This is a genomic window from Leifsonia sp. Soil_N53 (assembly GCF_057655165.1).
Genome location: NZ_JBDGMM010000058.1, coordinates 18537 through 30871, shown reverse-complemented (window position 1 = coordinate 30871; position 12335 = coordinate 18537). Strand labels below are relative to the sequence as shown.

Below are 12335 nucleotides of genomic sequence, written 5' to 3'. Positions count from 1 at the left end.
TCGGGTTCCCGGTCCCCCCTTTTTCCCCTACCCCCCGCTCTCAGATCACCGACCAGCCAGCATCGCTCGGGAGGACGGCGCCGTTCACGTTGGCGGAGTCATCGCTGAGCAGCCAGGTGATGGCCGCCGCCAGCTCCTCCGCCGTCGCAGGCTGCGGCACGTTGGTCCGCATATACGGAGCCATCCGCTCGCCGGCGAACGCCGAGCGGAACTCCGCCTGGATATTCGTCATCGTGGCTCCCGGGGCGACCGCGTTGCAGCGGATGCCATTGGCGCCGTAGAAGAACGCCGTGCTGCGGGTCAGCCCGTTGACGGCATGCTTGGAGGCCGTGTAGGCCGCTCCTGCGGCGGATCCGCGGAGGGCGGCCTCGGAGGAGACGTTGACGATCGTCCCCGCTCCGCGTTCCAGCATCCCGGGCAAGACGGCTCGGGTGAGTCGCATGACCGCCGTCAGGTTCACACGCAGCACGCGATCCCACACCGCGTCCTCGACCTCGGCGGGAGGCAGGAAGTCGTCCATGATCCCCGCGATGTTCGCGAGCGAGGTAACCCGTCCGTCCGCGATCTGCATCACATCGGCGACGACGTCCTCGTCGCTCACGTCGCCGGCGAAGGTCACCAGCCGGTCCGACCGGAACTCCTCCTCGAGCGCCGCGAGGCGCGGCTCGCTGATATCGGTTGCGATGACGGTGGCGCCCTCGGCCAGGAGGCGGACGGCTGTTGCCTTGCCGATCCCGGAGCCAGCGCCCGTCACGATGACGCCGGACTCCGAGAAACGGCCCTCGACGATGTGCGTCGACATGCTGTGCCCGGCCTGTCAGGCCTTGGACCCGGCAGTGATCGGGATCTTCGTGGGAGCAGGAAGCGCCGCGAACGGGACGTCGACTTTGAGCACGCCCTTCTCGAACGTGGCCGCGATCTTCGCCAGGTCGCTCTGCTGCGGAAGCGCGATGCGACGGTAGAAACTCTGACTGGACTCGCGGACGACGTACTTCTTGTCCTTGTCCTCTTCCTTCTCGTGCTTCTCGGCCTGGATGACCAGCGCCCCCTCGTCGATGTTCACGGAGACGTCGTTCTCGTCGAAGTCGGGGAGGTGCACTTCCACGATCATCTCCTTGTCGTCCTTCGTGTAGATGTCGGTGGTCGGCAGCTTCGTGCGGCGCGACCCGAACATCCCGTCCTCGAAGAAGTCCCGCTCCATCCGGCTGAGTTCGGCGAACGGGTCGAAACGGACCAGATTGCGTGCCATGACAGTGTCCTCTCTCATCGATCACCGTGATCGACGCCGCTACCGTACGGCCGCAGGAGGGCGCAAGAGTGGGCCGAAGGTCCCGCGCGATGGGGGGACCTTCGACTCATCCACTGCTGGTCCGAGCCGCGGAGGCTGGATGGCATGAGCATCAGCAATGCACCCGAGTCACACGCCCCCGCAACCACGACGGCAGCCCGCACCTTCAGCGATCTCGCGATCCGCAAAGCGGTGGAGTCCGAGCTCACATGGACCCCGGATGTCACAGCTCCGGGCATCGGTGTCGCCGTCGACGGAGGCGTGGTCACGCTCACCGGCGAGGTCCTCACGCTGCACGAGCGGATCGCAGCGGTCGACGCCGTCCACCGCGTCGCCGGGGTCCGCACCGTCGCCGACGAGCTGCGGCTTCCCGATCCGGAGCTCAAGCCGCACGGCCACCGGCTCGCGGCCGCAGTCGACGCAATCCTCGCGTGGACGGCCGGCGTCCCGCGCGAGGGCATCCACGCGGATGTCCAAGGCCACGACGTCGTCCTGACGGGCGAGGTCGAGTGGGACGCCGAGCGCGTCGCCGCAAAGCACGCCGTCGAGCGCATCCACGGGGTCCGCTCCGTAGAGAGCCGCATCGAGCTCACCCGCAGGCCCCAAGCCGACGACATCGCCGAAGAGATCCAGAATGCCCTGGTGCGCAATGCGATCCTTGACGCGCGCCGCATCGTCGTGACCGTGGACGGTGACGAGATCACACTGACCGGCGCCGTCGGCTCCTGGATCGAGCATCAGCAAGCGCTAAGGACCGCATGGTCTTCACCGCACGTGCGGCAGGTACACGACCGGCTGCGGGTGGAACCGAAGTGATCGTGACCTCAGATCAGACATTCCGGTGCAACCAGGATCGTCGGCAAGCGCTACGTCGGACTCCTCTGAGCCGTCCCATCCCACGATCGGGGCGAAAGTCCCCCGGCGTTACTCCGGCAGCGACGCTGAGGTCGGGCTTCCCGCTGGTCCGGGATCACGCCGAGAATGAGCGGATGAGCAGTCATTTGGGCCGATATGAGCAGGTCGGTGAAGTTCTCGCGCGCCACGGTCTCGGCTTCCTCGCCGAAGTCATGGGCGTCGGCCGCTGGTTCGGCAACCAGCGTGCGCCAGGCGCTTACCGCCGTGACCGGACGACGACACCGGTACGCGTGCGCCTGGCGTTGGAAGACCTCGGTCCCACCTTCATCAAGCTGGGCCAGCTCCTTTCGACCCGCTCCGACCTGTTACCGCCGCCGTACCTCACCGAGCTTTCGAAGCTTCAGGACGCCGCACCCGCCGTGCCACCCGCGGAGATCCTCGACACGATCCGGGCAGAACTCGGCGCCGGCGTGGAGGAGCTGTTCGCGGACTTCGACGTCATCCCCCTCGCGTCCGCGTCGATCGGGCAGGCCCACGCTGGGCACTTGCACGACGGAACACCGGTGGTGGTCAAGGTGCGTCGACCGGGCGTCGTCGCCCAGATCGAGGAGGATTTGGAGATCGTGCAGAGCCTCGCCCGGCAAGCGAACCGGCGGTGGGAGCGCGCTCGCGGCTACGACCTGGAGGGGATCGCGCAGGATTTCGCCATCACTCTACGGGCCGAACTCGATTACCTGCAGGAAGGCCGGAATGCGGAGAGGTTTGCCAGGAACTTCAGTGCCGACCCCGACGTGCTGATCCCTCGCGTCATCTGGGAGAGGACGACCTCCCGCGTGCTGACTCTCGAGCGCATGAAAGGCATCAAGATCAACGACGTGGAGCACCTCGATGCGGCCGGCATCGACCGCACGACCGTCGCGCGTCGCGGTGCCGACATGGTGCTCACGATGATCTTCCACGACGGTTTTTTCCACGCGGATCCGCACCCGGGAAACCTGTTCGTCGCACCCGACGGCAGCATCGCACTGATCGACTTCGGCATGGTGGGCGAGGTGAATGAGCAGCTGAAGGAGGAGCTTGCCGATTTTCTCATCGGGTTTACGCAGGAGAGCCCTTCGCTGCTCGCCTCCGCGCTGTACGCGCTCTCCGTCACCAAGGATGTCGAGAACCGGCCACAGCTCGAACAATCCCTGGCCGGCTGGGTGTCGCAGTACGCCGGCCGGCCGCTGAGCGAGGTCAGATTCACACACCTCATCACCCAGCTGCTCGCCATGATGCGCGAGCACCACCTCCAACTCCCCCGACACATGGCGCTGCTGTTCAAGGTGCTGATCATGGTCGAAGGCCTGGGTGTCCAGCTAGACAACGACTTCGCGCTGGGCGAAGCGCTCACACCGTATGCGCGCCGTCTTGTAGAGGACCGGGTCTCCGCGACCGCAATCGCCCAGCGACTTCTGCGCTCGTCCGTCGACGCGGGCGAACTCTTTATCGAGCTCCCTCGTCGACTGCGCCGAATCGTCGAGACGCTGGACACGTCCGGGCTCCAGATCCATGTGCGCGCCGCCGAGCTGGAGCCCCTGGTCGGGCGTGCGGAGCGAATCGGCAACCGACTCGTCGCCGGAATGGTCGTAGCCGCACTCATAAACGGTATCGGCGGTCTCGTCGTCGGCGAGCGCAAGGGACGGTCCTGGGTGACCCTGCTGATGACCGCAGGTCTGAGCACCATCGGATCGCTCATCAGCTACCTCTTGTGGACCAGCCGACGCCACGACTGAAGGTTCGCCTGCGACAGATACGCCGCCGCCTTCCGAAGCACCTCGTTCTCCTGCTCCAGCAGCCGGTTACGGCGACGCAACTCGCGCACCTCCGCCGCCTCGTCAACGGTCTGGCCGGGACGGTCGCCGTCCTCGACAGCGGCCTCGTCCAACCAGTTCTGCAACGTCGCCGCGCTGATACCGAAGTCCGCGGCGACCTGCTCGATCGTGCCACCGTCCTCACGGCGCCGGGCAACCGCGACGACATCGTCACGGAACTCTCTGGGGTAGGGAGCGGGCATGAAGACATCCTCCCCGTTAGCACCCCACGGCAGTAACGATCAGTTGTCACCAATTCGTTCCTCACGCCCCGAATCCCGCATCGATCCAGCAGATTCACTGACAACGCGCGATAGCCGGCAACAAGCAACACCAACTCCCACGCGGTAGAACCTTTGTACCGATTCCCGATGGCCGCCCACCCTCGGGAAGTTATCCAGGTTCGACTAGGCCGATTCAGTATGTGCATGGATATGCACTGGCAGGTCAACGCCCAGTCAAACAGTGGGCGCGCGCGGCACTAAGAACTTGTGTTGTCACGAAACCGTCTGTGCAGGTCGATACCGGCTGATGCGGACCACATCGCCCAGAAAGCAGCGATCGCGCCGCTCCTTGCCGCGACCCGACCTCCATGCCCAGAATGTGCAGATTGAGCAACGGACACGCTTTCGCCGGTCCAGTGCGGACCAACGCTTCCCTGCATGAATGGAGCACCCTCAGCGTTAGTGCGATCCGGTCCAGATCTCCGACGTCATTGAGCAAGCACCCAGAACCGTTCGTCTAGCGCGGTTGCTCACATAATCGCTCAGATGTTCTGTTACCGCCGCGTTACCGCAGCGCCCCAGCGGTAACACGGAAAGACCCCCGGATCCCTTGTAAACACTGGGATCACGGGGGCTTGCACGTGGCGGTACCGGTGGGATTTGAACCCACGGTGGGCTTTCACCCACACAACTTTTCGAGAGTTGCACCTTCGGCCGCTCGGACACGGTACCGCCGATCATCTTACTGGAGCACCGCTGCCACCGCGAATCGGGGGCGGCGGACCGGGCGCGTCGGTTCCACGGAGAACCGCAGCGGCCCGCGATACGCTGCCGGGATGGGGATTCTGAAGCCGCTTCTGTGGGTGGGCGGCGCCATCGTCGCAGTGGCGGGTGCGATCGCCGTCCGCAGCTGGGTCACGGCGCAGCGCGCGTCGATCGCGGCCGGGAAGGAGCGGCTCAATCAGACCCTGCCGGTGCACTCGGCGTGGTGGCGGGAGCACGCCGGAACCGAGGGCGAGATCCTCTACGTCGCCATCGGCGACAGCGCGGCCCAAGGGATCGGCGCCTCAGTCCCGCACAACAGCTACGTCGGCGTGATCGCCGACCACATCCGCGCGGCCACCGGGCGCAGTGTCCAGGTCGTCAACCTGTCCGTCTCCGGCGCGACCGTCGCGCTGGCCGTCGCCGATCAGCTCCCCCGGCTCGCCGGCCACCGGCCCCACATCGTGACCGTGTCCATCGGCGCCAACGACATCGGCGACTTCGACGCCGGACGGTTCCAGGACGGCATCCGCCGCGTGTTCGACGCGCTGCCGACGGATGCGATCGTGGCCGACCTCCCCTACTTCTACCTGCCGCGCAACGAGCGCATCGTCGCCGTGGCCAACGGCATCCTCCGTCGGGAGGCCGCCGAGCGCGGGCTCACCGTCGTCCCCCTGCACGAGACCATGCGCCGGGAGGGCTGGCGCGGGATGCTGCACCAGTTCGCCGACGACTGGTTCCACCCGAACGACCGCGGCTACCGGGTCTGGGCCTCGGCGTTCCTCCCCGCCGTCATCGAGCAGGCGACGGCCAAGTTCCCGCGGGAGGCCGTTGCCCCACCCGTCAACCGTGAAGCGGCCTCGGATTCGGCGCCAGGAACGACAGCACCCGCGACCAGGCCTGCGCGATGACGAGGTGGCCCGCCCCCGGCACCATCTCCATCCGGGAGTCCGGCACGGCCCTCTGATACCAGGCGGCGTGCGCGTGGCCGGCGATCGGGTCGGCCTGGCCGCCGATGATCAGCGTCTTCGCCCGCACGGCTCCCGGGTCGAAGCCCCAGGGACGGGCGGTGTAGCTCAGGATGTCGTCCGCCACCCCGCCGGGCCCCTGACGGAAGGCGTCCTTCAGCATCCGGCCGAGCCTGTCCTCCAGGCCGGCCAAGGCGAGCGCCCCCGCGTCGACCGGGCCGGCGCCGAGCAGGTCGAGCGGAACCCCCGCCTCCAGGTCCGCGGCGCGCACCACGTCGGCCTGGCCCTGCAGCATCCCGGACATCCGACTCCGCGCCTCGTCGGGGGTCAGTCGCCCGAGCTCGTCGGACTGCTGCTGCATGGCGGGCGGGATCCACTGCACGTCCTCGTTCGGCGCGGGCGTCGCCACCACCGCGACCCGGTCGACGAGCTCGGGGTGCCGCGCGGCGAACGCCAGCGCCACCCGTCCGCCGGCCGACCAGCCGGCGATGCCGATCGTGGGCGGCCGGTTCACCCCGATCGGCGACTCGGTGCGCTTCATCTCGCGGATGTACTCCGCGATGTCGTCGGCCGCGCCCACGATGCTCGGCCAGGTTCCGGCCGGCCACGGGTCGCTGGAGCCATAGCCCGGACGGTCGAGGGAGACGATGTGCACTCCCCGGTTCGCCGAGGCATCCGGGTCGGGATCGAACACCGATGAGCCGGGTGCGGGATGGCAGAGCACGACGACCCGCGCGGCGAGCGGATCGCCCAGCGTGGTGACGCCGACGCGTCGGCCCGAACGGAGGGTGAAGGTCAGGTTGGCCATGCGGCCCATTGTGTCCCGCACGACCGACGACGAGAACCCTCGGGGGCCAACGGAGGAGATTTCGCGCGGCACGCCGGGAGATGGCGGTCAGCGGAGGAGGTGGGAAGCCGTTAGGGCCGGATCTCCTCCGTTGGAGGCGCCGCAGTCCGGCTGGCCGCGGACGGCGTCAGAACGCCGCGTCCAGCTCGCGCTCCCGGGTGGTGGACGCCGCCGAGAATGCCACCCGCAGCGCCTCGCGCACGGTCGCGCTCCGCTCGTCGATGCGGGTCGCGAAGCCCAGCCGGGAAGCCTCCATCGCCCGCTGCTTGCCGCTCGTCACCGGCCGGATCTCCCCCGCCAGGCTGATCTCGCCGAAGGCCGCGAGCGTGTGCGGGATGGCGCGATCGGTCGCGGCCGACGCGACCGCCAGAGCGATGGCCAGGTCAGCCCCGGGCTCGGCGAGCCGCACGCCTCCGACCGTGGACACGTACACGTCCTTGTCCCCGAGGCGGATGCCGGCCCGACGTTCCAGCACGGCGAGCAGCATCGCGACGCGCGAGGAGTCCACGCCGTTCGTCACGCGCCGCGGGTTGGGGGCGGTGGTGGCGACGACGAGCGCCTGCACCTCCACCGGCAGCGGCCGCCTGCCCTCCATCGCCACCGTGACGCAGGTTCCGGAGACCGGCGTCGTCGTGCGGCTCAGGAAGAGCCCGCTCGGGTCGGAGACCTCGGCGATGCCGTCGCCGGTCATCTCGAAGCAGCCGACCTCGTCCGTCGGCCCGAACCGGTTCTTGAGGGCGCGCACGAATCGCAGCGCCGTCTGGCGGTCGCCCTCGAACTGGCACACGACATCCACCAGGTGTTCGAGCAGCCGTGGGCCGGCGATCGACCCGTCCTTCGTCACGTGCCCGACGATCAGCACCGGTAGGTCGCGCTCCTTGGCGACGCGGATGAGGGTGCTCGCCACCTCGCGCACCTGGCTCGGGCCTCCGGCGATGCCCTCGGCCGACCCGCTCGACACGGTCTGCACCGAGTCCACGATGACGAGCGACGGCCGCACCGCGTCGATCTGGCCGACGATCGTCGCGAGGTCCGTCTCGGAGGCGAGGAAGAGCTGGTCGTGGAGGGCGCCGGTGCGCTCGGCGCGCATGCGCACCTGGCTCACGGACTCCTCGGCGCTCACGTAGAGCACCGGCCGGCCCGCCCGCGCCGCCCGGGAGGCCACCTCCAGCAGCAGCGTCGACTTGCCGACGCCGGGCTCGCCGCTCAGCAGGATGGCCGCGCCCGGCACGATGCCGCCGCCGAGCACCCGGTCGAACTCGCCGATGCCGCTCGGCCGATGCTCGGTCGACTCCATGCCGATCGAGGTGATCGCTCGTGCCGCCCGGTCCGCCCCGACCACGACCGGCTTCAAGGCCCGCAGCACGCCGGTCGGCGCCGACGTCTCCGCAACCGTGCCCCACTCCTGGCATTCGCCGCAGCGGCCGACCCACTTCACCGTCGTCCAGCCGCACTCGGTGCAGCGATACGTCACAGCGGCCTTTGCCACGGAACCTCCTCAGTCGCGCTCCACACTACGGTCGGCCACCGTCATCCGCGGGAGGATCGCGGAAGTCGTGGAGGAGTCGTGAGAGAGTCCCGCCTGTGGAGGAAGACCGGCGACGGGAGTCAGTTCAGCGCGAACTGCTTCGTCGTCGCCGACGTGATCCCCGCGACCGAGACCTGCAGGTGATACGACGCACCGCCCGCCGGGACCTGCGCGCGCTGCGCCTGGCACGTCGAGGGGTCGGAGCGAGTGCGGTCCCAGGTGATCGGCGTCTGCGACGAGATCGTCTTACCCGGCTGCAGCAGCACCTGGGCGTCGACCTTCGAGCTCTGGCAGTCCGTCGACTTCCAGTAGACCTCCGAGCCGCTGGTGATCGTGAACACCTGCTGAGCCGTCCCCGCGTCGATGACGCACGCGTTCGACCCGGTGTTGGTCAGCGCCACGGAGAGCTGCGGGAGCTGTCCGGCGGAGTAGCTGGCGGCATCCGTCACAGCCTCCACCTTGACGTTCGCCGGCTTGCACGGCTGGCCGTTCGCGCTGGCGCTGGAGGTCGGGATGCTGGTCGAGGCGGCCGCGGGCTTCGGCGTGTCGGTCGTGACGGGCGCCTTGGCGGGCTCCCCGCTCGACGAGCCGGGACGGATCACGATGAGCACGATGACGACGACGACCGCGACGACGCCGATCAGGACGATGAGCCGACGGCGCCAGTAAACGCCGCTCGGCTGCGGGCCGACAGGGTTCTTGAACGTCGACATGCCGGAAGGCTAGCGCCGACCCGCGACACGCCGACGCAGGCGCGCTCAGAGACGCTTCAACATGCGCGTGTTTCCCAGGGTGTTGGGCTTCACGCGGGCGAGGTCGAGGAACTCGGCCACACCTTCGTCGTGCGAGCGGACCAGCTCGGCGTACAGCGCCGGATCCACGCTCTCCGAGCCCATGTCCTCGAAGCCGTTGCGCTCGAAGAACCCGACCTCGAAGGTGAGGCAGAACAGCCGGCTCAGCCCGAGCTCGCGCGCGTCGCCCTCCAGCCGGCCGAGCAGCGCGCGCCCGACCCCACGGCCGAGCCACGGGTCGGCGACGGCGAGCGTGCGCACCTCCGCGAGGTCGCTCCACATCACGTGCAGCGCGCCGCAGCCGATCAGCTCCCCAGCGGAGGTCTCGGCCACGCGGAACTCCTGCACAGACTCGTAGAAGGTCACCGCCTCCTTGCCGAGCAGGATGCGCCGCTGCACGAGCGGCTCCACAAGCTCCTGAATGCCCGGCACGTCACTAGTCCGCGCCCTCCGAACCACATACGCGCCCTCAGAACTCACGCCCCCCACCCTACCGATCCATCGCTTCCGGAGTTCTGCACGCGACACGCCGTTCAGGAGCGTACAGAACTCCGGAATTGGTTGCGAAAGGGCCGGCCCCGCGAGTGCGGAGGCCGGCCCTGAGACGGGGTGCGTCAGTCGTTCGCGGCGAGGTCCGGGGTGGCCGGGCCGGTGCCGATGGCGGCAGCGGCGTTCACGCCGGCGCCGACGGACTCCTGGCGGGCCGTCGTCGTGAAGACGAACTCGCCGTCCGTGAAGTCGACGTGCACGTGGTCGCCCGCGTTCAGCTCGCCGTGGAGGATCTTCTCGCTGAGCCGGTCCTCGATCTCGTGCTGGACCGCGCGGCGCAGCGGCCGGGCTCCCAGCGTCGGGTCGAAGCCGACCTCGATCAGGCGCTCCTTCGCCGGGACCGCGAGCTCGATCGTCATGTCGCGGTCGAGCAGCCGGTCGGAGAGGCGCTTGATGAACAGATCCACGATCTGCAGCAGCTCCACCTTGTTCAGCTGCGGGAACACGATGATCTCGTCCACGCGGTTGAGGAACTCCGGCTTGAAGTTCTTCTTGAGCTCCTCGTAGACCTTGCCGCGCATCCGGTCGTAGCCGGTGGTCGGGTCGCCCTCGATCTGGAAGCCGACGGGGCCGCCGGAGATGTCCTTCGTGCCGAGGTTCGTGGTCATGATGATCACGGTGTTCTTGAAGTCGACCACGCGGCCCTGGCCATCGGTCAGACGTCCCTCCTCCAGGATCTGGAGCAGCGAGTTGAAGATGTCCGGGTGCGCCTTCTCGATCTCGTCGAACAGCACGACGCTGAACGGCTTGCGGCGGACTTTCTCGGTGAGCTGGCCGCCCTCCTCGAAGCCGACGAACCCGGGAGGGGCGCCGAACAGCCGGGAGACCGTGTGCTTCTCGCCGTACTCCGACATGTCGAGCGAGATCATCGCCGACTCGTCGTCGAACAGGAACTCCGCGAGCGCCTTGGCCAGCTCCGTCTTTCCGACACCGGTGGGGCCGGCGAAGATGAACGAGCCGGAGGGGCGCTTCGGGTCCTTGAGGCCGGCGCGCGTGCGGCGGATGGTCTTGGAGAGCGCCGAGATGGCCTCCTCCTGGCCGATGACGCGCTGGTGCAGGGCCTTCTCCATGAACACCAGGCGAGCGGACTCCTCCTCGGTGAGCTTGAAGACCGGGATGCCGGTCGCCTGGGCAAGCACCTCCGCGATCAGGCCCTCGTCGACCTCGGCCGTCGTCTTCACGTCGCCCGAGCGCCACTGCTTCTCCAGCCGAAGCCGCTCGCCGAGGAGGTTCTTCTCCTCGTCGCGCAGGGATGCGGCCCTCTCGAAGTCCTGGTCCTCGATCGCGGCCTCCTTCTGGGAGCGGACGGCGGCGATCTTGTCGTCGAACTCGCGCAGCTCCGGCGGCGCCGACAGGATCGACAGGCGCAGGCGGGCGCCGGCCTCGTCGATCAGGTCGATGGCCTTGTCCGGGAGGAAGCGGTCCTGGATGTAGCGGTCGGCGAGGTTCGCCGCCGCGACGATCGCACCGTCGGTGATGGACACCTTGTGGTGCGCCTCGTAGCGGTCGCGCAGCCCCTTGAGGATGTTGATCGTGTGGGGCAACGACGGCTCGGCCACCTGGATGGGCTGGAAGCGGCGCTCGAGCGCGGCGTCCTTCTCGAAGTGCTTGCGGTACTCGTCGAGCGTGGTCGCGCCGATGGTCTGCAGCTCGCCACGGGCCAGCAGCGGCTTGAGGATGCTGGCGGCGTCGATCGCGCCCTCGGCCGCACCGGCGCCGACGAGCGTGTGGATCTCGTCGATGAACGTGATGATGTCGCCGCGGGTGCGGATCTCCTTGGTGACCTTCTTCAGGCGCTCCTCGAAGTCGCCGCGGTAGCGGGAGCCGGCGATGAGCGAGCCGAGGTCGAGCGTGTAGAGCTGCTTGTCCTTCAGCGTCTCCGGCACGTCGCCGCGGACGATCGCCTGGGCGAGGCCCTCCACGACGGCGGTCTTGCCGACGCCGGGCTCGCCGATCAGCACGGGGTTGTTCTTGGAGCGGCGCGACAGGATCTGCATGACGCGCTCGATCTCCTTCTCGCGCCCGATCACGGGGTCGAGCTTGTTGTCGCGCGCGGCCTGCGTGAGGTTGCGGCCGAACTGGTCGAGGATCTGGCTGCCTGCCTGCGCCGTCGCCTGATCGTTGCCGCCGACCTGCACCTGCTCCTTGCCCTGGTAGCCGGAGAGGAGCTGGATGACCTGCTGGCGCACGCGGTTGAGGTCGGCGCCCAGCTTCACGAGCACCTGGGCGGCGACGCCCTCGCCCTCGCGGATGAGGCCGAGCAGGATGTGCTCGGTGCCGATGTAGTTGTGGCCGAGCTGGAGGGCCTCGCGGAGGCTCAGCTCCAGGACCTTCTTGGCGCGCGGGGTGAACGGGATGTGGCCGGTCGGCTGCTGCTGGCCCTGGCCGATGATGTCCTGGACCTGCTCGCGGACGGCGTCCAGCGAGATACCGAGCGATTCCAGAGCCTTGGCGGCGACACCCTCACCCTCGTGGATCAGGCCGAGCAGGATGTGCTCCGTCCCGATGTAGTTGTGGTTGAGCATCTTGGCCTCTTCCTGGGCCAAGACGACGACGCGGCGAGCGCGGTCGGTGAATCTCTCGAACATGTCTACTCCTTGGCGACACCGTTGCAGGGTCGGCGCCGATACATCGAGGGTAGCCGCGGCATCCCGTGCTTCGGAGGCGTGT

The 12335-nt window shown here is 68.4% G+C and carries 11 protein-coding genes and 1 tRNA gene; 3 read left to right on the top strand and 9 right to left on the bottom strand.

What is annotated here, in order from left to right; all coding sequences use genetic code 11:
* Positions 1-40: 40 nt before the first annotated feature.
* Together AC3A3H_RS08950 and AC3A3H_RS08945 are read right to left on the bottom strand one after the other, a co-directional pair.
* Positions 41-802, bottom strand: coding sequence for an SDR family NAD(P)-dependent oxidoreductase (locus AC3A3H_RS08950; RefSeq protein WP_487614210.1), 762 nt, complete (start codon positions 800-802; stop codon positions 41-43).
* A 15-nt stretch (positions 803-817) separates the two neighbouring features.
* Positions 818-1249 carry an Hsp20/alpha crystallin family protein gene (locus AC3A3H_RS08945; protein WP_487614209.1) on the bottom strand — a complete coding sequence of 144 codons (432 nt, stop codon included), beginning with the start codon at positions 1247-1249 and terminating at the stop codon, positions 818-820.
* Between the two features lie 144 nt (positions 1250-1393).
* Between AC3A3H_RS08945 and AC3A3H_RS08940 the strand changes: the two genes are divergently transcribed.
* Positions 1394-2104 (top strand): BON domain-containing protein, encoded by a 711-nt coding sequence (locus tag AC3A3H_RS08940; RefSeq protein WP_487614208.1) that lies wholly within the window; start codon positions 1394-1396, stop codon positions 2102-2104.
* Between the two features lie 173 nt (positions 2105-2277).
* Positions 2278-3918 carry an ABC1 kinase family protein gene (locus AC3A3H_RS08935; RefSeq protein WP_487614207.1) on the top strand — a complete coding sequence of 547 codons (1641 nt, stop codon included), beginning with the start codon at positions 2278-2280 and terminating at the stop codon, positions 3916-3918.
* On the opposite strand, the gene AC3A3H_RS08930 is transcribed toward AC3A3H_RS08935, so the two are convergent.
* Positions 3885-4199: a transposase gene (locus tag AC3A3H_RS08930; protein WP_487614206.1), complete on the bottom strand. Its 315-nt coding sequence runs from the start codon at positions 4197-4199 to the stop codon at positions 3885-3887. The two genes, AC3A3H_RS08935 and AC3A3H_RS08930, sit on opposite strands and share 34 nt — an antisense overlap.
* A gap of 663 nt (positions 4200-4862) precedes the next feature.
* A tRNA-Ser gene (locus tag AC3A3H_RS08925) sits at positions 4863-4952 on the bottom strand.
* Positions 4953-5056: 104 nt separating this feature from the next.
* Here AC3A3H_RS08925 and AC3A3H_RS08920 point away from each other — a divergent pair.
* Positions 5057-5893 carry an SGNH/GDSL hydrolase family protein gene (locus AC3A3H_RS08920; protein WP_487614205.1) on the top strand — a complete coding sequence of 279 codons (837 nt, stop codon included), beginning with the start codon at positions 5057-5059 and terminating at the stop codon, positions 5891-5893.
* On the opposite strand, the gene AC3A3H_RS08915 is transcribed toward AC3A3H_RS08920, so the two are convergent.
* The 5 genes from AC3A3H_RS08915 to AC3A3H_RS08895 all read right to left on the bottom strand — a co-directional run bounded on the left by AC3A3H_RS08915 (position 5826) and on the right by AC3A3H_RS08895 (position 12253).
* The gene (locus AC3A3H_RS08915; protein ID WP_487614204.1) at positions 5826-6758 is read right to left on the bottom strand and encodes an alpha/beta fold hydrolase; all 933 of its coding nucleotides are present in this window, start codon (positions 6756-6758) and stop codon (positions 5826-5828) included. The two genes, AC3A3H_RS08920 and AC3A3H_RS08915, sit on opposite strands and share 68 nt — an antisense overlap.
* Before the next feature lie 166 nt (positions 6759-6924).
* Positions 6925-8286, bottom strand: a complete 1362-nt coding sequence (radA, locus tag AC3A3H_RS08910) for a DNA repair protein RadA (protein WP_487614203.1) — start codon at positions 8284-8286, stop codon at positions 6925-6927.
* A gap of 119 nt (positions 8287-8405) precedes the next feature.
* Complete coding sequence (locus AC3A3H_RS08905; protein WP_487614202.1) at positions 8406-9038, bottom strand: hypothetical protein; 633 nt, start codon at positions 9036-9038, stop codon at positions 8406-8408.
* 45 nt (positions 9039-9083) lie between these two features.
* Positions 9084-9596: an amino-acid N-acetyltransferase gene (locus tag AC3A3H_RS08900; protein ID WP_487614201.1), complete on the bottom strand. Its 513-nt coding sequence runs from the start codon at positions 9594-9596 to the stop codon at positions 9084-9086.
* 134 nt (positions 9597-9730) lie between these two features.
* On the bottom strand, positions 9731-12253 hold the full coding sequence (locus AC3A3H_RS08895) for an ATP-dependent Clp protease ATP-binding subunit (RefSeq protein ID WP_487614200.1): 2523 nt from the start codon (positions 12251-12253) through the stop codon (positions 9731-9733).
* Positions 12254-12335: the final 82 nt, after the last annotated feature.

What these genes read in the sequence shown, in the direction of transcription:
- AC3A3H_RS08935 (WP_487614207.1), top strand. Translation starts at nt 2,278, where the DNA reads ATGAGCAGTCATTTGGGCCGATATGAGCAGGTCGGTGAAGTTCTCGCG.
- AC3A3H_RS08920 (WP_487614205.1), top strand. Translation starts at nt 5,057, where the DNA reads ATGGGGATTCTGAAGCCGCTTCTGTGGGTGGGCGGCGCCATCGTCGCA.
- AC3A3H_RS08915 (WP_487614204.1), bottom strand. Translation starts at nt 6,758, where the DNA reads ATGGCCAACCTGACCTTCACCCTCCGTTCGGGCCGACGCGTCGGCGTC.
- AC3A3H_RS08945 (WP_487614209.1), bottom strand. Translation starts at nt 1,249, where the DNA reads ATGGCACGCAATCTGGTCCGTTTCGACCCGTTCGCCGAACTCAGCCGG.
- AC3A3H_RS08905 (WP_487614202.1), bottom strand. Translation starts at nt 9,038, where the DNA reads ATGTCGACGTTCAAGAACCCTGTCGGCCCGCAGCCGAGCGGCGTTTAC.
- AC3A3H_RS08950 (WP_487614210.1), bottom strand. Translation starts at nt 802, where the DNA reads ATGTCGACGCACATCGTCGAGGGCCGTTTCTCGGAGTCCGGCGTCATC.
- AC3A3H_RS08930 (WP_487614206.1), bottom strand. Translation starts at nt 4,199, where the DNA reads ATGCCCGCTCCCTACCCCAGAGAGTTCCGTGACGATGTCGTCGCGGTT.
- AC3A3H_RS08940 (WP_487614208.1), top strand. Translation starts at nt 1,394, where the DNA reads ATGAGCATCAGCAATGCACCCGAGTCACACGCCCCCGCAACCACGACG.
- AC3A3H_RS08895 (WP_487614200.1), bottom strand. Translation starts at nt 12,253, where the DNA reads ATGTTCGAGAGATTCACCGACCGCGCTCGCCGCGTCGTCGTCTTGGCC.